At 71.6% G+C, this 20132-nt stretch carries 20 protein-coding genes; 10 read left to right on the top strand and 10 right to left on the bottom strand.

The genetic code is table 11. The features are described 5' to 3' along the window. Positions 1 to 40: 40 nt before the first annotated feature. The 4 genes from ACFWR9_RS23865 to ACFWR9_RS23850 are packed head-to-tail and all read left to right on the top strand — an operon-like array spanning position 41 to position 3534. Entirely contained in the window at positions 41 to 847 is an 807-nt protein-coding gene (locus ACFWR9_RS23865) for an ABC transporter permease (RefSeq protein WP_383845486.1), read from the top strand. Then, positions 840 to 1682 (top strand): ABC transporter permease, encoded by an 843-nt coding sequence (locus ACFWR9_RS23860; RefSeq protein ID WP_383845484.1) that lies wholly within the window; start codon positions 840 to 842, stop codon positions 1680 to 1682. Before ACFWR9_RS23865 ends, ACFWR9_RS23860 begins: the two co-directional genes overlap by 8 nt. Before the next feature lie 22 nt (positions 1683 to 1704). Then, positions 1705 to 2700 carry an ATP-binding cassette domain-containing protein gene (locus ACFWR9_RS23855; RefSeq protein ID WP_383845581.1) on the top strand — a complete coding sequence of 332 codons (996 nt, stop codon included), beginning with the start codon at positions 1705 to 1707 and terminating at the stop codon, positions 2698 to 2700. Positions 2701 to 2733: 33 nt separating this feature from the next. Next, entirely contained in the window at positions 2734 to 3534 is an 801-nt protein-coding gene (locus tag ACFWR9_RS23850; RefSeq protein ID WP_383845482.1) for a DUF1707 domain-containing protein, read from the top strand. 91 nt (positions 3535 to 3625) lie between these two features. Here the strand turns inward: ACFWR9_RS23850 and ACFWR9_RS23845 are convergent, their stop codons facing one another. Beyond that, complete coding sequence (locus tag ACFWR9_RS23845) at positions 3626 to 4990, bottom strand: SGNH/GDSL hydrolase family protein (RefSeq protein WP_383845480.1); 1365 nt, start codon at positions 4988 to 4990, stop codon at positions 3626 to 3628. 163 nt (positions 4991 to 5153) lie between these two features. Between ACFWR9_RS23845 and ACFWR9_RS23840 the strand changes: the two genes are divergently transcribed. The 3 genes from ACFWR9_RS23840 (at position 5154) to ACFWR9_RS23830 (ending at position 8520) form a co-directional block, all read left to right on the top strand. Beyond that, positions 5154 to 6539 (top strand): DUF445 domain-containing protein, encoded by a 1386-nt coding sequence (locus tag ACFWR9_RS23840; protein ID WP_383845478.1) that lies wholly within the window; start codon positions 5154 to 5156, stop codon positions 6537 to 6539. 107 nt (positions 6540 to 6646) lie between these two features. Beyond that, entirely contained in the window at positions 6647 to 8125 is a 1479-nt protein-coding gene (locus ACFWR9_RS23835) for an MFS transporter (protein WP_383845476.1), read from the top strand. A gap of 35 nt (positions 8126 to 8160) precedes the next feature. Continuing rightward, on the top strand, positions 8161 to 8520 hold the full coding sequence (locus ACFWR9_RS23830) for a VOC family protein (RefSeq protein ID WP_383845474.1): 360 nt from the start codon (positions 8161 to 8163) through the stop codon (positions 8518 to 8520). Positions 8521 to 8557: 37 nt separating this feature from the next. Here ACFWR9_RS23830 and ACFWR9_RS23825 read toward each other — a convergent pair whose 3' ends face one another. Beyond that, entirely contained in the window at positions 8558 to 8860 is a 303-nt protein-coding gene (locus ACFWR9_RS23825; protein WP_383845472.1) for a hypothetical protein, read from the bottom strand. A 229-nt stretch (positions 8861 to 9089) separates the two neighbouring features. Here ACFWR9_RS23825 and ACFWR9_RS23820 point away from each other — a divergent pair, with 229 nt between their 5' ends. Next, the gene (locus ACFWR9_RS23820) at positions 9090 to 10007 is read left to right on the top strand and encodes an alpha/beta fold hydrolase (RefSeq protein WP_383845470.1); all 918 of its coding nucleotides are present in this window, start codon (positions 9090 to 9092) and stop codon (positions 10005 to 10007) included. 136 nt (positions 10008 to 10143) lie between these two features. Beyond that, positions 10144 to 10617: a carboxymuconolactone decarboxylase family protein gene (locus ACFWR9_RS23815; protein ID WP_383845468.1), complete on the top strand. Its 474-nt coding sequence runs from the start codon at positions 10144 to 10146 to the stop codon at positions 10615 to 10617. 64 nt (positions 10618 to 10681) lie between these two features. Here ACFWR9_RS23815 and ACFWR9_RS23810 read toward each other — a convergent pair whose 3' ends face one another. The 7 genes from ACFWR9_RS23810 to ACFWR9_RS23780 form a co-directional block, all read right to left on the bottom strand. Then, positions 10682 to 11908 (bottom strand): cytochrome P450, encoded by a 1227-nt coding sequence (locus tag ACFWR9_RS23810; RefSeq protein ID WP_383845466.1) that lies wholly within the window; start codon positions 11906 to 11908, stop codon positions 10682 to 10684. An 11-nt stretch (positions 11909 to 11919) separates the two neighbouring features. Further along, complete coding sequence (locus tag ACFWR9_RS23805) at positions 11920 to 13140, bottom strand: cytochrome P450 (RefSeq protein WP_383845464.1); 1221 nt, start codon at positions 13138 to 13140, stop codon at positions 11920 to 11922. Beyond that, entirely contained in the window at positions 13137 to 13766 is a 630-nt protein-coding gene (locus ACFWR9_RS23800; RefSeq protein ID WP_383845462.1) for an ATP/GTP-binding protein, read from the bottom strand. Before ACFWR9_RS23800 ends, ACFWR9_RS23805 begins: the two co-directional genes overlap by 4 nt. After that, complete coding sequence (locus tag ACFWR9_RS23795) at positions 13744 to 14097, bottom strand: DUF742 domain-containing protein (RefSeq protein WP_383845460.1); 354 nt, start codon at positions 14095 to 14097, stop codon at positions 13744 to 13746. The genes ACFWR9_RS23800 and ACFWR9_RS23795 overlap by 23 nt, the downstream gene beginning before the upstream one ends. Continuing rightward, positions 14094 to 14525 carry a roadblock/LC7 domain-containing protein gene (locus ACFWR9_RS23790; protein WP_383845458.1) on the bottom strand — a complete coding sequence of 144 codons (432 nt, stop codon included), beginning with the start codon at positions 14523 to 14525 and terminating at the stop codon, positions 14094 to 14096. Before ACFWR9_RS23790 ends, ACFWR9_RS23795 begins: the two co-directional genes overlap by 4 nt. Positions 14526 to 14527: 2 nt before the next feature. Beyond that, the gene (locus ACFWR9_RS23785) at positions 14528 to 16135 is read right to left on the bottom strand and encodes an ATP-binding protein (RefSeq protein WP_383845457.1); all 1608 of its coding nucleotides are present in this window, start codon (positions 16133 to 16135) and stop codon (positions 14528 to 14530) included. Between the two features lie 549 nt (positions 16136 to 16684). Continuing rightward, positions 16685 to 18283, bottom strand: coding sequence for a hypothetical protein (locus ACFWR9_RS23780; protein ID WP_383845455.1), 1599 nt, complete (start codon positions 18281 to 18283; stop codon positions 16685 to 16687). Between the two features lie 739 nt (positions 18284 to 19022). Here ACFWR9_RS23780 and ACFWR9_RS23775 point away from each other — a divergent pair. After that, positions 19023 to 19490 carry a hypothetical protein gene (locus ACFWR9_RS23775; RefSeq protein WP_383845453.1) on the top strand — a complete coding sequence of 156 codons (468 nt, stop codon included), beginning with the start codon at positions 19023 to 19025 and terminating at the stop codon, positions 19488 to 19490. 317 nt (positions 19491 to 19807) lie between these two features. Here ACFWR9_RS23775 and ACFWR9_RS23770 read toward each other — a convergent pair. Then, positions 19808 to 20132: DUF6247 family protein (locus tag ACFWR9_RS23770; protein ID WP_383845451.1), on the bottom strand; the 325-nt coding region annotated here is incomplete at its 5' end.

Raw genomic sequence — 20132 nt, 5'->3', positions numbered from 1 at the left:
TAGGCTCCTGCGCTTTGGTGCCGATCGGAGGGGGAGGGCCGTGCGCGTGGGCTCGGGGCGGTTGTACGTGGCCGTCGCGGCGGGGGGATTCAGACGGTACGCGACCTATCGTGCGGCCACCGCCGCCGGGGTGTTCACCAACACGGTCTTCGGACTGATTCTGGTCTACACCTATCTGGCCCTGTGGGAGGAGAGACCGCAGCTCGGCGGATACGACCAGGCGCAGGCCGTGACGTTCGTGTGGCTGGGGCAGGCCCTGCTGGCGGCGCTGGCGATCGGCGGCGGCGGGTTCGAGGACGAGTTGATGGAGCGCATCCGTACGGGTGACATCGCCGTCGATCTCTACCGGCCGGCCGACCTCCAGCTGTGGTGGCTGGCGGCGGACGTGGGGCGGGCGGTGTTCCAGCTGCTGGGGCGCGGGGTCGTGCCGTTCGCGTTCGGGTCGCTGTTCTTCCCGGTGGCCCTGCCGCGGGAGGTGTCGACGTGGGCGGCGTTCCTGGTGGCGGTGGTGCTGGCGGCGATGGTCAGCTTCGGGCTGCGGTATCTGGTGGCGCTCTCGGCGTTCTGGCTGATGGACGGCATGGGGGTGACGCAGATGGCGTGGCTCGCGGGATTCTTCTGCTCGGGGATGCTGCTTCCGCTGAACGTGTTCCCGGGCGCGCTCGGCGAGGTGGTCCGGATGCTGCCGTGGTCGTCGCTGCTCCAGGCGCCGGCGGACGTGCTGCTTGGCGAGGCCGACGCGCTGGGGACGTTCGTCTTCCAGGCCGGGTGGGCGGTGGCGCTGCTGGCGGTGGGGCGGCTGATGCAGTCGGCGGCGACGCGACGGGTGGTGGTCCAGGGTGGCTGAGACGGCGCGGGTGGCCCGGGAGCGCGCGCGGGTCGCGGAGGGGGTGCGCGCGTACGGCCTGATCGCCACGATGTGGATCAGGTCGACGATGGCCTACCGGACGTCGTTCGCGCTGACGACGTTCGGGAACTTCGCGGCGACCGCGCTGGACTTCGTGGCGATCCTGCTGATGTTCTCCCGTGTCGACGCGCTGGGCGGCTGGTCGCTGGGCGAGGTGGCGTTCCTGTACGGGGTGGCGGGGGTCTCCTTCGGGCTGGCCGACCTGGCGGTCGGCTCGATGGAGCGGCTGGGCCGGCGGGTGCGCGACGGCACGCTGGACACGCTGCTGGTGCGCCCGGCGCCGGTGCTGGCGCAGGTGGCGGCGGACCGGTTCGCGCTGCGCCGCCTCGGCCGGGTGACGCAGGGCGTACTGATCCTGGTCTACGCCCTGGTGCTGCTGGACATCGACTGGACGGCGGCGAAGCTGCTGCTGATGCCGGTGATGCTGCTCAGCGGGGCGGGGATCTTCTGCGCGGTGTTCGTGGCGGCGGCGGCGTTCCAGTTCGTGGCGCAGGACGCGTCGGAGGTGTCGAACGCGTTCACCTACGGCGGCACGACGATGCTGCAGTATCCGCCGACCGTGTTCGCGCTGGACCTGGTGCGGGGGGTGACCTTCGTGGTGCCGCTGGCCTTCGTCAACTGGCTGCCGGCGGGTTATGTGCTGGACCGGCCCTTCCCGCTGGACCTGCCGGAGTGGGTGGCCTTCACGTCGCCGCTCGTGGCGGTGGCCTGCTGCGCGCTGGCGGGGCTGGCCTGGCGGGCGGGGCTTGGTTCGTACCGGAGTACAGGGAGCTGACGGAGTGAGGGAGCTGACGGCGATGACCGAGGTGGACACCGCCGCGCCGCGGGGCGCGGCCTTCATCGAGCTGGACGGCGTCGAGAAGGTCTTCGACGTGCGCAGGAAGACGGGTTTCCTGAAGCGGGAGCGGCGTGAGGTGCGGGCCGTGGACGGGCTGTCCTTCACGGTGGCGCGCGGCGAGATGGTCGGCTACATCGGGCCGAACGGTGCCGGGAAGTCGACGACGATCAAGATGCTCACCGGCATCCTGACGCCGAGCGGCGGCCGGCTGCGGGTGGCGGGGATCGACCCGTCCCGGGAGCGGACGCGGCTGGCGCACCGTATCGGGGTCGTGTTCGGGCAGCGGACGACGCTGTGGTGGGACCTGCCGCTGATCGACTCCTACCGGCTGATGCACCGCATGTACCGGATCCCGGACGCCCGTTACCGGGAGAACCTGGACCGCTGCGTGGAACTGCTCCAGCTCCAGGAGCTGTTGGACGTGCCGGTACGGCAGCTCTCGCTGGGCCAGCGGATGCGCGGCGACATCGCGGCGGCGCTGCTGCACGACCCGGAGGTGCTGTACCTGGACGAGCCGACGATCGGCCTGGACGTGGTGTCGAAGGCCAAGGTGCGGGGCTTCCTGCGGGACTTGAACGCGGAGCGCGGTACGACGGTGCTGCTGACCACGCACGACCTCCAGGACATCGAGCAGCTGTGCTCGCGCGTGATGGTCATCGACCACGGGCGGCTGATGTACGACGGTCCGCTGGCGGGGCTGCACGAGGCGGGGGAGAGCGAGCGGACGCTGGTGGTGGACCTGGAGCGGGAGTTGCCGCCGATCGAGGCGCCGGCGCCCGCGCGGGTGGTGCGGGTGGAGGGGCCGCGGCAGTGGCTGGCGTTCCCGGCGTCGGCGTCGGCGGCGGGGCTGGTGGCGCGGATCGCCGCGGAGTATCCGCTGGTGGACCTGTCGGTGCGGGAGCCGGACATCGAAGCGGTGATCGCCAAGATGTACGCGGAACGCGCGAGCGCGTAGTGCCCGGCGCGGTGACCTCGTAGGCTGCTGTACATGACCGACGACGCCCCGGAGCTCCGCGCATCCGACGCCGACCGTGAACGAGTCGCCGAGGTCCTGCGGGACGCCCTCACGGAGGGGCGTCTCGACATGACCGAGTTCGAGGAGCGGCTGGACGCCACGTACCGCGCGCGGACCTACGGGGAACTGGCGCCGATCACCCGGGACCTGCCGGACGGTACGGCGGTCGTGGCGCCCAAGGTGTCGATGACCAAGGAGCCGGCGCCCGCGGGGGACTGGGCGGGCCGGATCACCGGCGGGGAGCCCTCGTCGACCTGGGCGGTCGCGGTGATGTCCGGGTTCCAGCGCAAGGGCCGCTGGACGGTGCCCCGGCGGTTCAATTCGTTCGCGTTCTGGGGCGGCGGGGACATCGACCTGCGCGAGGCGAACTTCGCGGACGGCGAGGTCGTGATCAACTGCGTCGCGATCATGGGCGGGATGAACGTGATCGTGCCGCCCGGTGTCGAGGTCGTCGTGCGCGGCATCGGGATCATGGGCGGCTTCGACCACCGCGAGGAGGGCGCCCCCGGCGACCCGGGCGCCCCACGCGTGGTCGTGACCGGCTTCGCCTTCTGGGGCGGCGTCGGCGTCGAACGCAAGCTGAGCCGCGCGGAGAAGCTCCGGATCAAGGAGGAGCGCCGCCAGGAGAAGCTGGAACGCCGACAGTCCCGGGATCGGGACCCTCTGGAGCGCGACTCCGACCCCAGGCAACTGGACCCGTCCCGCCACCCCCTCCACGACCTCCACGACCTCCACGACGACCAGCGGGAACGGGAGCGCCGCCGGGACTCCTGACGGCCACCTGGGCGTTCTCGGGCGGCCGGGTGCCCGGCGGTTCTCCCGCGCCGGCGCCGGGGCGGTTCTCCCGCGTCGGCGCCGGGACGGGTCACGCCTCGACCGGGACCGCGCCCTTCAGGGCGTCCAGGTCGAGGACCTGGCCCATGCGGGCGTAGCCCTTGTCGCTGGGGTGGAGGTGGTCGCCGCTGTCGTAGTCGGCGCGGAGCCGGCGGGGGTCGTAGGCGTCGCGCAGGGCCTTGTCGAAGTCGACGACCTCGTCGAACACGCGGCCGGACCGGATCTCCTCGTTGATCTCCTGCCGCATGGCCTCGCGGGCCGGCGTGTAGTGCCGGTAGCCCCCGAACGGCATGATCGTCGCGCCGACGACCCGCAGTCCCCGCGCGTGTGCCCGGTCGACCAGTGTGCGCAGGCCGTCGAGGATGGAGTCCCGGTCGGCGAGTTCCGGGCTGTTCAGGATGTCGTTGACGCCGAGGACGATCACGACGACCTTGACGTTGGTGCGTTGCAGCACGTCCCGCTCGAAACGGCTCAGCGCGCTCGGGTTGTCGGAGGGCCGCCCCGCCCTGGAGGTCAGGATCCGGTTGCCGCTGATGCCCTGGTTGACGACGCTGTAGCGGGGTGCGTCCCGCCCGTCCCCGGCCGCCTCGTGCAGCCGCTCGGCGAGCACGTCGGTCCAGCGGTTGTTGGCGTTCGTCTCGGAGCCGAAGCCGTCGGTGATCGAGTCGCCGATCGCGACGACGGTGCCGTCGGCCTCGTTGCTCAGCACGTCCAGCGCCGTCAGGTAGCGCCAGTACGGCGTCGGGGTGGTGTACGCGACGGCCGTGACGTCCGCCGTGCGGTCGCCGTCGGCCAGGTAGCTGGTCTGCCGGGCCTGCGGGTGGTAGGTGACCGGGCCGGAGGGCACCGGGGAGTACGTGGTGACCAGGACGTCCGCGCCGTACGGGACGGCGATGCGGGCGATGTCGCTCATCACCTGGCCGCCCGGCGGGATGATCACCCGGGGGCTGCCGCGGAAGGTGAGCCGGCGCATCGTGTCGGCGACCGCGGCCGCCGTGTCGGGGCCGGCGGCCAGGGCGATGGAGGCGTGCGTGACGGTCAGCGGTGACTGCCCGTACAGGTTGGACAGGGTGATCCGCGCGCTGGTGCCGCCGACCCCGGCGTGCACGACGTTGCGCACCGAACGGCCCGCCATGCCGGTCGTCTCGGTGCCCGGCTCGGCGGCCGCCGGCGAGGTGGACCACGCGCCGACCCACGAGCCGGTGGAGGCGGGCGCGGCGTCACCCCGCGGGAGACGACCGCCCGCGAGCGGTGTCCGGTCCGTGCCGCCGTCGTCCGCGGACGCTCCGGCGTATATGGCCGCGGAAATCGCCACTATCAAGGTGACGACCGCTGCGAGCAGGGCACGGTGCTTGGTGGGAGGTGCCCCCGCACCCCCGTCACGACCCCGGGTCATGTTGTGCTGTTCTCCTCGGGCGAGGGGAGCCCCGAGGCTCCGGTCCGATGAACCCATGATGAGGCATGGGCCGGGGAAAGGCCGCACCAGCCCCGGGCGTTCCCCCTCCCGGACAGACGCAGGGAACTTGTGTTCCGTTCCAGGAGTCGGTCAGGAAGGGACAATGTGTGCGGGACGGATCAGCGAACGGGTGGAGCGGATGGAACGCACGAAGACGGAACTTCCCGGCGGTTTTGGGGATACCGGGAGTGCCGGGGAGGGCACGGGGGCGTTCCGTGACCGCGCGATGACCTCCTTCAGCCCGGCCGACGAGGAAAAGCGCCGCGGCGTACGCCGAATGAAGCTCACCGCGACCGGCATGCTGCTGTTCGTCGCCGTGGTCTACGTCCTGACCGAGTGGGCCTCCCACCGGGGCGCGGGCGCCTGGGCGGGCTATGTCTCCGCCGCCGCCGAGGCCGGCATGGTCGGCGCCCTCGCCGACTGGTTCGCGGTCACCGCCCTCTTCCGCCACCCGCTCGGCATCCCCATTCCGCACACCGCGATCATCCCCAAGAAGAAGGACCAGCTGGGCGTCACCCTGGGCGAGTTCGTCGGCGAGAACTTCCTCTCCGAGGACGTCGTACGGCTGCGGCTGCGCGCCGTCGGCATCGGCAGCCGGCTCGGCGCCTGGCTCGCCGTGCCCGAGCACGCCGACCGGGTGACGGCCGAGCTGTCCGCCGCCCTGCGCGGCGCCCTCACGGTGCTGCGCGACTCCGACGTGCAGGCCGTGGTGGGGGAGGCGATCACGCGCCGGGCCGACGCGCAGGAGATCGCCCCCGGCATCGGCAAGCTGCTGGACCGGATCGTCACCGACGGCGGCCACAAACGCGCCGTCGACCTGGTCGTCTCCCGCGCCCACGACTGGCTGATCCTGCACGGCGACTCCGTGATGGACGCCGTACAGGGCGGGGCGCCCGGCTGGACGCCCCGGTTCGTGGACAAGAGGGTCGGCGAGCGGGTCTACAAGGAGCTGCTGCGCTTCGTCACCGAGATGCGCGACATGCCCGCCCACCCGGCGCGCGGCGCCCTCGACCGCTTCCTCGCCGACTTCGCCTCCGACCTCCAGTCCGACACGGACACCCGCGCGCGCGTGGAGCGGCTGAAGACCGAGGTGCTGGGGCGCGGCGAGGTCCAGGACCTGATCGCGTCCGCCTGGACGGCCGTACGGTCCATGATCGTCTCGGCGGCGGAGGACGAGCGCAGCGAACTGCGGCTGCGGGTCCGGGCCTCGCTGCTTTCCCTGGGCGCCCGGATGGCCTCCGACCCCAAGGTGCAGGGCAAGGTCGACGGATGGGTGGAGGGCGCCGCGGTGTACGTGGTGACGACCTACCGCCGCGAGATCACCTCCCTGATCACCGACACCGTGGCGAGCTGGGACGCCGAGCACACCACCAAGAAGATCGAGGCGAACATCGGCCGCGACCTCCAGTTCATCCGCATCAACGGCACGGTGGTCGGCTCGCTGGCCGGGCTGCTGATCTACACGGTCTCCCGCATGCTGGGGGCGTAGGCCCCCGTCCGGCTCCGGTCCGGCGGGCCTTCCGTCACCCGGCGCGGCGGGCGTGTTCCTCCCGGTGCCGGGCACAAGGGAGGCGTTCGCCCGACGGAGAGGGAGCCATGACAGCAGAATCGTCGTCGGGTTCGGTGCCCGCCTCCACCGGGACCGTCACCACGGCCGTCCCGGCCCGCCTCGACCGCCTGCCCTGGTCACGATGGCACTGGATGATCGTGATCGGCCTCGGCACCGTCTGGATCCTGGACGGTCTGGAGGTCACGATCGTCGGCAATGTCGCCGGACGCATCGCCGAGGACGGCAGCGGCCTCGACATCAGCTCGGCCCAGGTCACCGGCCTCGCCGCCGCCCTGTACGTGGCCGGCGCGTGCTCCGGCGCCCTGTTCTTCGGCTGGCTGACGGACCGTTACGGCCGCAAGAAGCTGTTCATGGTGACGCTGGTCGTCTACCTGGCGGCCACCGCGCTGACCGCGCTCTCCTTCGAGACCTGGTGGTTCTTCCTCTTCCGGTTCCTCACCGGCTTCGGCATCGGCGGCGAGTACGCGGCCATCAACTCCGCGATCGACGAGCTGATCCCGTCCCAGTACCGGGGCCGGGTCGACCTCATCATCAACGGCAGCTACTGGCTGGGCGCGATCGGCGGCGCGCTGCTGTCCATCGTGATGCTGGACACCGACATCTTCCCCAAGGACCTCGGCTGGCGGCTCAGCTTCGCCCTCGGCGTGGTCCTCGGCCTGGTCGTCCTCCTCGTGCGCCGGCACGTGCCGGAGAGCCCACGGTGGCAGTACATCCACGGCCAGGGCGAGAAGGCGGACACCCTCGTCACGTCCGTCGAACGGGAGATCGAGGAGGAGAGGGGCGAGAAACTGCCGCCGCCGGCCGGTGAGATCACCATCCACCAGCGCAAGAGCATCGGCTTCGGCCTGATCGCCAAGACCGTCTTCCGCCGCTACCCGCGCCGCGCCGTCCTCGGCCTCTCCCTCTTCATCGGCCAGGCCTTCCTCTACAACGCCATCACCTTCGGCTTCGGCACCATCCTCATCACCTTCTTCGACGTGCCGACCGGCAAGACCGGCTACTACTTCGCCGTCATCGCCGCCGGCAACTTCCTCGGCCCGCTGCTCCTCGGCAAGCTCTTCGACACGGTCGGGCGCCGGATCATGATCTCGAGTACGTATCTGCTGTCGGGCGTGCTGCTGTTCGGCACGGCGTACCTGTTCGACCGCGGCTCGCTCACGGCCACGACCATGACGGCCTGCTGGTGCGTGGTGCTGTTCTTCGCGTCGGCGGGCGCGTCCAGCGCGTACCTGACCGTCTCCGAGATCTTCCCGATGGAGACCCGGGCCATGGCCATCGCCTTCTTCTACGCCCTCGGCACCGCCGCCGGCGGCATCAGCGGCCCGCTGCTCTTCGCCGACCTGACAGAGTCCGGCGTGGTCGGCGACACTGTTCTGGCCTTCCAGGTCGGCGCCGGGCTGATGTGCGCGGCCGGTCTGGTGGCGGCGTTCCTGGCGGTGAAGGCGGAACGCCGCGCGCTGGAGGACATCGCCGAACCGCTGTCCTCGGTGAAGGCGCAGCCCTAGGCAACCACGGGATAGACGGGATCAGGAGCCACCCGATGACCATCCGGAGAATCGTCCCCAACCTGCACATCGAGTCCGAGGAGCTGTGGAACTCGAGCCGCGACTTCTACGGGCTCCTCGGCTTCGAGGAGGTCATGGACATGGGCTGGGTGACGACCCTGGCCTCACCGTCCAATCCCACCGCCCAGATCAGCCTCTTCACCGAGGAACGCACCGCGCCCGTCGTCCCCGACCTCAGCGTGGAGGTCGAGGACGTCGACGCGGTCTACACCCAGGTGGCCGCGTCGGGCGCGGAGATCGTACGGGAGCCGCGGGACGAGGAGTGGGGCGTACGGCGCTTCTTCGTACGGGACCCAAACGGCCGCGTCATCAACGTACTGACCCACCGCTCCTGACCCGGTTCTCGTACGGCGTGCGGCTCAGCCGTGCCGCTCAGGCACGCCGGTCGGCCACCGCCCATGAGGCCAGGGCCACCGCGCCGGCCATCCCGAGGACGGCGGGCCAGGCGCCGACCTTCTTGGCCAGGGGGTGGGATCCGGCGAAGCCGGCCACGTACGCGGCGGTCAGGGCCCCGGCGGCCGTACCGCCGGCCCGCTGCCGCCACTGCTGTGCGGCGGCGGCCCCGGCCACGGCCAGCACGGCCCCGCCCAGCTCCCGCCGCTTCGTCCAGCGGGCCACGCCGTACCCGCCGACGAGCCCGCCCGCGGCGACCGCCGCGCTGGGAACCTTCGCCATCTCTGCCTCCTGCCACGCCGCCGACTGATGCCTCCGAGGCTAATCACCATCGCGTCCGGCGCACGCGCCGGGGTGTGGGACCCGGACGGGTGCCCGGGTGAGCGACCCTTTCGCGCCCGTCGGCGCGGGCGTGCCCCTCGTTCGGCCGCAGGCCGTGCCCTGGCCGCGTCACTTCCGGGTATCCACACGGTCGACGGGTGGACGGACCGACCGAGGGAGCGCGCAGCCGATGAACACGCAGAGTCCCGGCACGGACCGGCCCCGCGCCCGGTCGGTCCGGGTGGACGGAGCGAGGGTGGCCTGCTGGGAGTCGGGGCCGCCCGACGCCGAGCCCGTGCTGCTCCTGCACGGCTACCCCGCGAACCACCACTGCTGGCGCCACCAGGTCCCGCCCCTCGCGGCCCGCCACCGGGTCATCGCCCCGGACCTCCTCGGCTGGGGCGAGTCCGACCGCCCCCTCCACCTGCCCTTCGACTACGACACCGAGGTCGCCCGGACCGGCCGGCTGCTGGACGCCCTGGGGCTCGACTCGGTGAACCTCGTCGGCCACGACTACGGCGGCTTCCTCGCCCTGGGCTTCACCGAGACCCACCCCGCGCGGGTGCGCCGGCTGGCCGTCCTCAACAGCCGCGCGCACGCCACGTTCACCCGCCGCTGGTACGCCGCCTTCAGCCTGATCGGCCTCGCCGGACGCACCCCCGCACTCCGGCCCGTGGCGATGCGCCTGCCGTACGCCGCCCTCCACCGCCGCACCTTCGCGCCGCTCGTCCGCGCGGGCCATCTCGACGCCCGTCTCCTGGACGGCTACGTCGACTGGATGGACGGCCCGGAGGGCCGCCGCTGGCTGCTCCACTACTTCGGTGACTACCGCACCCCGCCCCGCCCGGAGCTGCGCCGCCGCCTGGGCGCGGTGACCTGTCCGACGGCGGTGGTCTGGGGCCGCGCGGACCCGTACCTGAGCCCGGACATCGCGACCGGCCTTGCCGCCGCCGTGCCCCGCGCCGAACTGACGATGCTGGACGACGCGGGGCACTGGGTGATGGACGAACGCCCGGCCGAGGTCACGGCCGCCCTGCTCGGGCTGCTGGGACGACCCGAACGACCTGAACGACCCGAACGACCCGAACGACCCACCCCGAACGGGTGAGACGCAGGTCACATCCGCAGACCTCCACGGCCTGTCACATCCCGCCCGCGCGCTCCGTCGTAGCTGTGTAGCCCCAGAGCGGGCCACCGGCCACCAGGCCGGACCGGCCGGACGACCCACGACGGAGGAACCCCTCATGGAAGCTCGACTCAACATCTTCTCCAACCCCCTCGCCGGCAAGCTCCTGCGCCACATCAACTCGGCGGGCAAGGCCGTGACCGACTCGACGCTGCCGGCCGCGACCCAGGAACTGGTCAAGATCCGCGCCAGCCAGATCAACGGCTGCGGCTTCTGCCTCGACATGCACACCAAGGACGCCGCGAAGGCGGGGGAGACCTCGCTGCGCCTCAACCTGATCGCCGCCTGGCGCGAGGCCAAGGTCTTCACCGACGCCGAGCGCGCCGCCCTCGAACTGACCGAGCAGGGCACCCGCATCGCCGACTCGGGCGGCGGCGTCACCGACGAGGCCTGGGCGAAGGCGGCCGAGCACTACGACGAGGAACAGCTGACCGCGCTGGTCGGACTGATCGCCCTCATCAACACGTACAACCGCATGAACGTCATCACCCAGCAGCCGGCGGGCGACTACGAGCCGGGCATGTTCGGCTGATCCGCGCGCCTCTCGGCCGGTGGACGGCACGCCCCCAAGGCCGGGGCGCGCCGTCCCGGCGTGGTCAGCCGGCGTACAGCCGGACCGGCAGCCGCTGGTGGCCGTTGCTGATCAGCGAGGGCACGGGCGGCAGTACCTCCGCCGGATCGGCCAGGTGGATGCCGGGGAAGCGGTCGAAGAGACTCTGCAGCGCGAGCACGACCTCCATGCGGGCCAGCGGCGCGCCGAGGCAGAAGTGCACACCGTGGCCGAACGCCAGGTGGTCCTTGACCACGCGCGCCGCGTCGAAGGTGTCGGCGTCGGCGTGCCAGTCCGGGTGCCGGTTGGCGGCGGCGTACGAGGCGAGGATCGCCTCCCCGCGGGCGATGGTCCGCCCGTCCGGCAGGGCGATGTCCGTGACCGCGTACCGCAACGGCAGGTGCTTGACCGCCGGTTCGTGACGCAGCGTCTCCTCCACGACGTCGCCCCAGGTGACCGCGCCCTTGCGGACCAGTTCGAGCTGGTCGGGGTGGGTCAGCAGGGTGTGCGCGGCCTGGTCGATGACGTTGACGGTGGTCTCGTAGCCGGCGCTGATCATCAGCAGCAGCGTGTCGCGCAGTTCCTCGGGGGAGAGCCGGGCGCCGTCCTCCTCGTCGTCCCGGGCGGCGATGAGCAGGGACGTCATGTCGTCGCCCGGCGTGGCCCGCTTGTCGGCGATCAGCTCGTCCAGGACCCCGTACAGGCGGGCGGTGTTGGTCTGTGCCTCGGCCTGGCTCAGCGTCGTGTCGAAGACACCGTCGACGAGGGCACGGAAGCCCTCCCGCTGGTCCTCGGGCACGCCCATGAGGTGACCGATCACCGCGATGGGCAGCGGATACGCCAGCTCCTGCCGCAGATCGACCGGCCGGTCGGCGGGCAGCTCCGCGAGCCGGTCGATCAGCCCGGCGACCATCCCCTCGACGGCCGGCCGCATCTCGGCGATGCGACGGGCGCTGAAGGCCGGGGCCACCAGCCGCCGCAGCTTGCGGTGGCCCTGGCCGTACGCGGTGAACATGTTCTCCACCGCCACCCACAGGGCGAGCGGCCAGGTGCCCACCACCTCACCGAAGGCGGGCCAGTGCGTCCGCGCGTCCTTGGAGACGTCCGGGCTGGTCAAGAGCTGTTTGAGCAGGGCGGGATCGGTGATCGACCAGGCTTCCACGCCGAGCACGTCCACCCGCGTGGCCGGGCCGCGGTCCCGCAGGGCGCGGTGCTCGGCATGGTGACCGGCACCGGTGGGGTCGAGGACGAGGGGAGACTGCTGGGTCGCCATGGCCTGGCTCCTTAGTGTGCGGCGGGGAAGGTGACGGGCAGCGATTCCAGGGCCCGGTGGAACGGGCCGGGACGCCAGGTGAGGTCGGCGAGGGGGCGGGCGAGGTCCGTCTCCGGCAGCGCGTCCAGGAGGTGGGTGACCGCGGTCTCCGCGATGAGGTAGGCGTGCGAACGGGCGGGGCAGGAGTGCGGGCCGATGCTCCAGGCCAGATGGGCGCGGTTGCCCGTGTGCCGGCCCTCGGGCACGCCCTCCGTCAGCGCCGGGTCGTTGTTCGCGGCCGCCATCGAGATCACCACCGGCTGGTCGGCCGGCAGCAGCACCCCCTCCACGTCGATGGGGTACGGGGGATAGGAGATGCAGTAGTTCGCCAGCGGCGGGTCGGTGTAGAGGACGGCGTCGAGCGCGTCGCGCACCGTGGACAGCCCGGCGTGCAGGTCGGCGGAGAACTCCTCGTCGGTGAGGATCTTCAGGATCGTGTTGCTGATCAGGTTGGTCAGCGGCTCGATCCCGGCACCGTAGAGCGTGACGAGCTGATGGCCCATCTCCTCGTCGGTCAGCTCGGCGGGGTGCAGCGTCAGCCGGGACGTGATGTCGTCGCCGGGGTGCTGCCGACGCAGCGTCACGAGGTCGGAGACGGCCTGCGCGAGGATCTCGTTGCCGCGCTGGGCGTTGGTGGTGTCGAAGATCTTCGCCATGCCGTCGGCGATGCGCTGCCCGATCTCGTCCGGGCAGCCAAGGAGCGCGCTCAGCACCCGGAAGGCGATGGGGAACGAGTACTGCGTGAGCAGGTCGGCCTCGCCCACCGAGCGGAAGGCGTCGATGGCGCCGGAGGCCACCTTCTCCACCAGGGCCCGCAGTTCGTGCTGGTCGACCCGGTCGATGGCGTGGGTGTTCGCGGACCGGTAGCGGGCGTGCTCGGCGCCGCCCGAGCGCAGCGCGTTGGGACGCCACTCCATCATCGGCCGGACCGGGCAGGACGCCGGGATCAGCTTCTCCCAGCCGCGCGGGTCGGCCGGGAAGCGGAGCGGGTCGTTGAGGATGCGGCGGGCCTGGTAGTAGCCGATCACCAGGGTCGCGGGGACGCCGGGCACCAGGTCGACGGGGACGAGCGGACCGTGGGTGCGCCGCATGCGCCGGTACGCGGCGTGCGGATCCGCCGCGAACTCCGGGTCGTACAGGGCGATCCGGCCCGATGGGCTCGTCGGCGCGGGCTCGGCGGAGGGCAACGTCATGGGCGGGACTCCAGGAGGGCGGCGGCCGATCGGTGCTCGCGCGCGGAGAGGTACTCCGTGAGCGTGATCAGGGAGTGCAGCGAGGACGTGCGGTCGCGGGCGTCGCAGACCGTCAGGGGGGTGGCGGGTTCCAGGGCCAGCGCCTCGCGCAGCTCGGCCTCGGGGTAACCCGGCGCGCCGGGAAAGGTGTTGATGGCGACGGCGTACGGGATGCCCGCGCCGTCCAGGAGACCGAGGGCGTCGTGGGAGGCGTCGAGGTCGCGGGTGTCGGCCAGCACGAGACAGCCGAGGGCGCCCTCCGCCAGGTCCTCCCACAGCGGCTGGAACCGGGACTGCCCCGGCAGCCCGAACAGGTACAGCGCGAGCCGCCCGTCGGCCATGTGGATGCGGCCGAAGTCCATCGCCACGGTCGTCGTCGTCTTGTGCGGGGTGCCGCGCAGGTCGTCCACGCCGGCGCTGGCCTGCGTGATGGGTTCCTCCATGCGCAGCGGCCGTACCTCCGAGACGCTGCCGATGAACGTCGTCTTGCCGACGCCGAAGCCGCCCGCGACCACGATCTTGGCCGACCGCGTCACCGAGGCCGGGACGTAGGTGACGGGCGGGTCAGACCATGGAGCGCAGTCCACGGAGTACCTCCTGCAACAGGTCGAAGTCGGGCTGGTGCTCGGTCGCGGCGACCGGGCTGGACAGGTGGCCGGAGTCCATCAGCGAGGAGACGAGGATGCGCACCGTGGAGGGCGGCAGCTCCAGCGCGGCGGCGATGTCCGCGACGGCCAGGCCGCCGTCCGCGCCGGCGAACAGCCGCATCACCCGGCGGGCGTCCGGGGCGAGGGTGTCCGTCGGGCCGGTCGCGGCGATGACCACGCTCTCCGCGCGCACGTCCCCGCGCGCGCGGACCTGGCCCCCGGTACGGACGTAGGGCCTGACCATGTCGGGGTCACGCCGCGGCCCCGTCATGCCGTCGAGCCGCCTTCCGCGCCCTCCGCGACCGGCACGCGCTCCGCCGTGCCCAGCTCGTGGCCCAGCCGGGTGGCGAGCCGCACCATGTGGTGGGAGATCAGCCCGACGTCGGCGTCGGGGCCGGTCGTGCACACCGACAGCATGGTGTTCTTCGCGGCGGTGGTCGTCAGTCCGATGCAGCCGACCGACTCGATCAGCAGCTGGCGCATGCCCGCACCGCCGGTGAACTCGTCCCAGGCCTTGCCCGCCGCCCGCAGCGCCGCGGTCAGCGCGGCGAACTTCTCCCCGTCGTCCTGGCCGATCGTCGCCGTACGGGCCTTCAGCAGCCCGTCGCTGCTCATCAGCACGGCGTAGCGGACGCCCTCGACGGTGCCGAGTTCCTGGTCGAGCAGCCAGCCCAGGCTGTTGGTGTGTGTGTCTTGCACGATCAGTGTCCTTCGTCGTGAGCGGCGTCGAGGGCGGCCGGGTGGGGGGCGGTGTGGGCGGCGGTGCGGGTGGCTTCGCGGGGGGTGTCCCGGTCCGTGCCTTCGGCACCCGGCGCTTCCGGTGCGGGCTCTCCGTCGCGGCCGCGCCGGGTGCCAGCCGCCCAGGCCGCGGCGACGGCGGGACGGCCGGGCTCGGTGTCGGTGGCCGGGGCGGGGCGGCGCGCCGGGGCGGGGGCGGGGGAGCGGCGGCGGACGGTGAGGCCGCTGGCGGTGGTGGTGGGGGGTGCGGGGGCCGGTGCCGGTGCCGGTACGGGTTCCGGGCTCGTGGCGGCGGGCTCGTGCTGCGGTACGGGTTCGTGCGCGGGCTCGGTGGTGAGGGCAGCCGCGGGGGCGGGCACGGGCACCGGGGGCGTGGGGCCGTCGGCCGACGGGGCAGCGGTCACGGCGACGGGCTGAGCCGTCCCCGTAGCGGACCCCGTCGCGGCCCCTGCCGCAGTCCCTGCCCCGCTCCCCGTCGCGGGATCGACGAGCAGGTTCTTCGGCAGAACGACCATGGCCCGGGTTCCCTGGTAGATGTTCGGCGCGGTCAGCTCGACGCGGAAGCCGTAGTTCTCCGCGAGCAGGGACGCCACGCGCAGCCCGGTCTGGGGGTGGGCGCCGAGGCGGGTGATGTCGTCGCGCTGCTCGCCGGACATCACGTTGCCGGCCCACAGCAGCCGCTCGTCGTCCATGCGCAGCCCGGCGTCGTCCACGATCAGGAAGCAGGCGTGGTGTCCCTGTTCGAGCGAGACGTGGACGCTGGCGGCGGGCGGGGAGTACCGGAGCGCGTTGTCGAGCAGGACGGCGAGCGCGTGCACGACCGCCTCCACCGCGCGCCCCTCGACCACCACGGACCCCATCTCGGGGTGCTTGATCCGTTCGTACCCCTCGATCCGGCCCATCGCCGCGCGCGTGATGTCGGTCAGCGAGGTGGCGGGCCAGCGCCGGGACAGCTTGTCCCCGGCGAGTACGGAGTACCCCGACGCGGTGAGCAGCATCTGCTGCGTGAGGTGGTCGATCTCCACCAGCGTCGCGTACGCCTCGTCCGAGATGTGCCGCCGTACGCCCTGGCTGACGGCCCGGCCCAGCCGCGCCGACCGCGCCACGACGTTGTTGGCGAAGCCGCGCACGGCGGCCCGGGCCACGCCGACGGACTCGTGCCGCACCTGCGCGACATGCCGCTCGGTGTCCCGCCGTACCTGGTCGGCGGCCCGGTCGGCGGCGTGGTCGGCCGCCGCCCGCTCCTGCCCCCGTACGTCCGCCACGGCCGAGGCCACCGCCCCGGGGACGGCACGCAGCCGCTCGGCGAGCGGGGTCCCGTCGAGCTGCGCCGGCACGAGGAGCCCGGCCTCGGCCCCTTCGCCGCCCTTCGCCGCCGCGGGAACCACGGTGGCCGCGATGTGCCCCACGCACTGCTCGGCCGCGACGAGTTGCAGGGTGAGCCGGTCGGCGTGCTCGCGCAGTTGCTCGGCCCGGCGCCGGGCCTCGTCGCGTTTGCGCCGGAAGTACCACGCGCCCCCGACTCCGGCCACCGCCAGCAACGCGGCGGCGCTCACTATCAGTTCAGTCATCAGGTCCTCACGGATCGGAAGCCGTCGGTGGGGGTGTGGGCCGGAACCGGGACGGCGGCGCGGAGGCGCGAGACGACCCGCCGGCACGCCCGAAGCCCGGCCAGGGGCTCAACAGGCCGGAAGGAACCGGTGGTGTCTCCTTGGGCCACCGCGCGCCGAGGAGTCAGCGGTGCGGACGACGGTGAGGGCGCACGACATGGATCTCCAAGCAACACACGAGGCCTGTACGAGCTGGGGCGACGACGACGCGGACTCGAAGCGCCCCGGGGCCCCGCAGATCCCGACCCACCTCGAACTCCCGTACCCGCGAACGGCATTCGATGTACGGGAAGGGACCCTACCGCTTGTGCTCACGCCTCGTGCCGGCCTCGTGACCATGAAACTGAGCCGTCGGTGGATTGAGGCGAAAAATGCCCGGATGACAGCCGGCTCCATTTGGCCGAAAAGGGGGTTGGCCTGTGGGACGCCGCCCTGGTACTTGCCAGACGTGATTGCCGCGGAAGCGCGGGCGCGGAGGCGGGTGGATACGCGGAGGACCATACCGCCGTATCACCCCGAGGCCAGCTGCTCCGCGATCTCCCTGATCCAACCGTCCGTCTTCGACGGGTCGTTGAGGCTCGCCACCCACGCCTCCTGGTCGAGCTTGTGGTCGGCGGGACCCGAGTTGAGCGCGATGAGCAGGGACATGCCGGACTGCCGCATCTCTTCCGTCGTACTGCCGCTCCCGGCGATGTCGGGGCCCGCGGCCAGGGCATAGATCTCGCGCGCCATGGCCTGGCGTTCGCCCTTCGACACCTTCTTCCAGAACTTCAGGGCGTGCTTCAGCGATTCCTTGCGGGACGCGGCCTCCGCCGGGGTCTCGCCCTCCGGTGCCCAGACCTCGGGACGGCGGACCTCTTCGTAGCGCTTCGTGGCGGCGCGGAGCGCCTTGTAAAGGGTGACGCCGAGGACGAGTCCGGCGCCGGCCCCGGCGAGGCCCCAGCCGACCGGGTTGGTCGCCAGCCCAGCCGTTCCCGCCGCGACCGCCGTCACGATTCCGGCCGCGGCCTTGGTGGACTCACCCATCGCGCCGCCGATCGTCTCCTTGCCGATCTTGGTGAGCTGCTTCTTCTTCGTGTACCCCTGTACCGTGCTCAGCTTTTCCACGTTCTTCTCGGCGCGCTGGAGGGTCTCGGCGGCGTCACGGGCCTCGCCCATCGCCTCCCAGGCGGCGTCGACGGCCTCGCCGATGAGCTCCAGCCGCCCCTCGCCTTCCTGCTTCCAGTAGGCATCCAGCGCGACGTACGCCTCTGCCGCGGCCCAGTTGGCGTGTTCCCGCGACTCGTTCAGCCGGGCCAGCGACTCGGCGTGGACGAGGTGGGGATCCCCCAGTTCCTTCACCCGCTTGTACTTGCGGGCAGCACCCCCGACCCGGAACACGGACCGGATGCTCTTCATCCCGGCGACGGCGGCGCTGGCGACACCGCTCGCCTCGGAGGCCACCGCGGCGTCCGCCGCCTTCTGGATCTTGGTCACTTCCTTGGCGATGGCCGCGCTGTAGGCGCCCGAACCGGCGGCGCCGACGACCGCGTCGGTCCCCTTGGTCTTGGCCCTCTCGTTCGCGGTGTGGTGTTCGGCCCCGTTCCCGCTGTTCTTGGCGTCCTTCATGCTCTTGTACGCGTCCATGCCGCTGACCACGGTGCCGGCGGCCTCGGTGAGGAGGTTCCCCGACGCGGCGGAGGTCCCCGAGGCGGCGGCGGAGTGCTTGAGCCCTTCGTTGGCCGAGACGGCGGCCTGCTGGGTGAAGCCGGCGTTGGCGGGCGTCTGGACGCCCTTGATCCAGGTGTCGATGGGTTCGAGATTCTTCTTGAACCGGTCCAGTAGCCCCGCGATCCGATCCCGATAGTCCTTTTTCTTCTTCGCCCCGTCACCCCCGTCACCCACGGCGCCGCCGTTCTCCGGCGCCTTCCCCTTGTCCGCGCCCCTGGCCCGCTGCACGGCCGCGGTCGCGGCGCGGTTGCCGACGCTGGCCTGGAACTCCAGGAAGGAATGCTCCGCCGAGTTCCCGTACGGAGCCCCGGCCCGCCGGCCGCCTCCCAGACGCTGCTTGGCCGACGTCAGCGTGGCTACGGATGGCCGAGTCGAGGTGTGCCGAACCGGGGTGCTCATGGACGTACCTCTCCTGCGCAGGACCGGGCGAGGCGAAGGTAGCCAGGCGCGGCGAACAGAAGGGGTGCGGCGGGGAAACCTTTCAGGGACGCTGCGGGACGCGTTGCCGAAGTCACCGTACGAGCGCGTGACGGACCTCGGTGCCGGCCCTGTCTGTCCGCTCTCCCCGTGGCGGATGGGCGGGGCCTCCTGTGCGCCTGGGCTGCCCGATGTGCCGCATCGCCGATCTCGGGTGCACTGCACGCGGTTGGTGCCGTACGGCAGTCTGCGGAATGGCTGGGCTCGGCATCTATGGACCTGGAGACCTCAGCCGTCGAAAGCCCGCCACGGCGCAGGGAGAGCCGGACGGTCGTCCGTCACGTGTGCCTCCATCAGCCACGTCCCGGCATCAACCACGCCTATGTGATGAGACGGGCACCCGCGCGACGTCCGGCGGTGAGTCATGGCGCCCGCCCACGAGGCGGTGAGCGGAGTCGGGACGGCGTGCGCCTTACCTGTTAAAGACGCAGATCACGGACAAGCCGCTGACCTGCCGGAACGCGACGGATGCATTGCAGTATTGGATACTGTCATGCAGTTCTGAATATTTCCCCTAGAGTATTCACCACTGAATCGGATCGCGTCAGCACTGGAACGAATCAGTCAGTGCTGCGTGTCTTTCATTCACCCTTGGGAGTACTCTGTGCGTGCGGCCCGGCGAGTGACCCGGATCGAGACCGTGAACAAACGGACGGGCGAGGTGAACGACTTCACCGTCCACTCCTCGGCCTCAGCCGCGCACGGCCTCTGGTTCAGGGGAGGAGGGTTCACCACGATGGGATACGCGGCACACAATGCCCTGGCCGACGCAGATCTCAGCGTCAGCGCGTACAAGCTGTTCCACAAGATGTGCGCCCTTCAGAACCGGAAGGATCACGGCCTGGTCCTCGTCGAGAGCCAGGTGAAGTTCGCCGAGCAGGTGGGCATGTCGCAGGCCTCCGTCTCGCGCAGCCTCAAGCAGCTCGCGGCCCAGGGCTTCATCTACCCCGACGGCCGCAACTGGCGTATCCGGCCCGACTTCGTCTTCAACGGCAACGGAGCGGCGCAGGGGCAGGCGGTGCAGAGCATTCCTGCCGGCACTCCCGATCCGTATGCCGGGAAGCGTGCCGACCTGAAGGTCGTCGATGGTGGCGATGAGAGCCAGGAGAAGGACGCCGACCAGACCTGAGGCTTCCCGAAGTACGAGCGGCGGGTGGGCGCGGAGCTATTCGAGGACTCCGTCATCAGGCGTGACCGATGTGATCGCGACTGTTGGCGGGGGTGGGGCAGGCGTGTACACGTACGCCACAGCGAGCCCCGGGACGACGCTGGTGGCCTCGATTCGTGTCTTGCGGACCTCCAGGCCGTCCTGACGGCGTGGGCCGAGCAGTACTCCGAGCCGGGGCACCAGCTCAAGTTCCCGCCGTAATTCCTCCAGCGACTGTTCCGCGCCCAGGCCCTTTGCCAGTTGCGTCGCTCGATGGGTCACGACAGCGATGACGTTGCTCACTCGCCCCGAGCCTCCCGCTTCAGTCGCATCGTGAGGTCGATGCCCTCCTGGACGGCGGTGTCGAAGTCGGGGTCCTGGTACAGGCGGATTCGCCCCCGGTAATCCACGATCACCGCGGCCACGGCCGTGAGGTCGGCCTCCGTGGAACCCTCCAGTGCGCGCTGCAGATCGGTCTCGAAGGCCTCCTTGTCGCCGGGGAATCCATGACCGGCGAGCAGGGCGGCTCTTATGTCACCGATGGTCCGCAGGGGCAGCGGCGCCGGAATGCCGGTCTCGACGTACTGTGCGCTCACGATCATCTGCTCCTTGCTCTCCTCTGTG

This window comes from Streptomyces sp. NPDC058534, from assembly GCF_042717365.1.
Taxonomy (GTDB): domain Bacteria; phylum Actinomycetota; class Actinomycetes; order Streptomycetales; family Streptomycetaceae; genus Streptomyces.
This window is presented reverse-complemented; position numbering and strand designations above follow the sequence as displayed.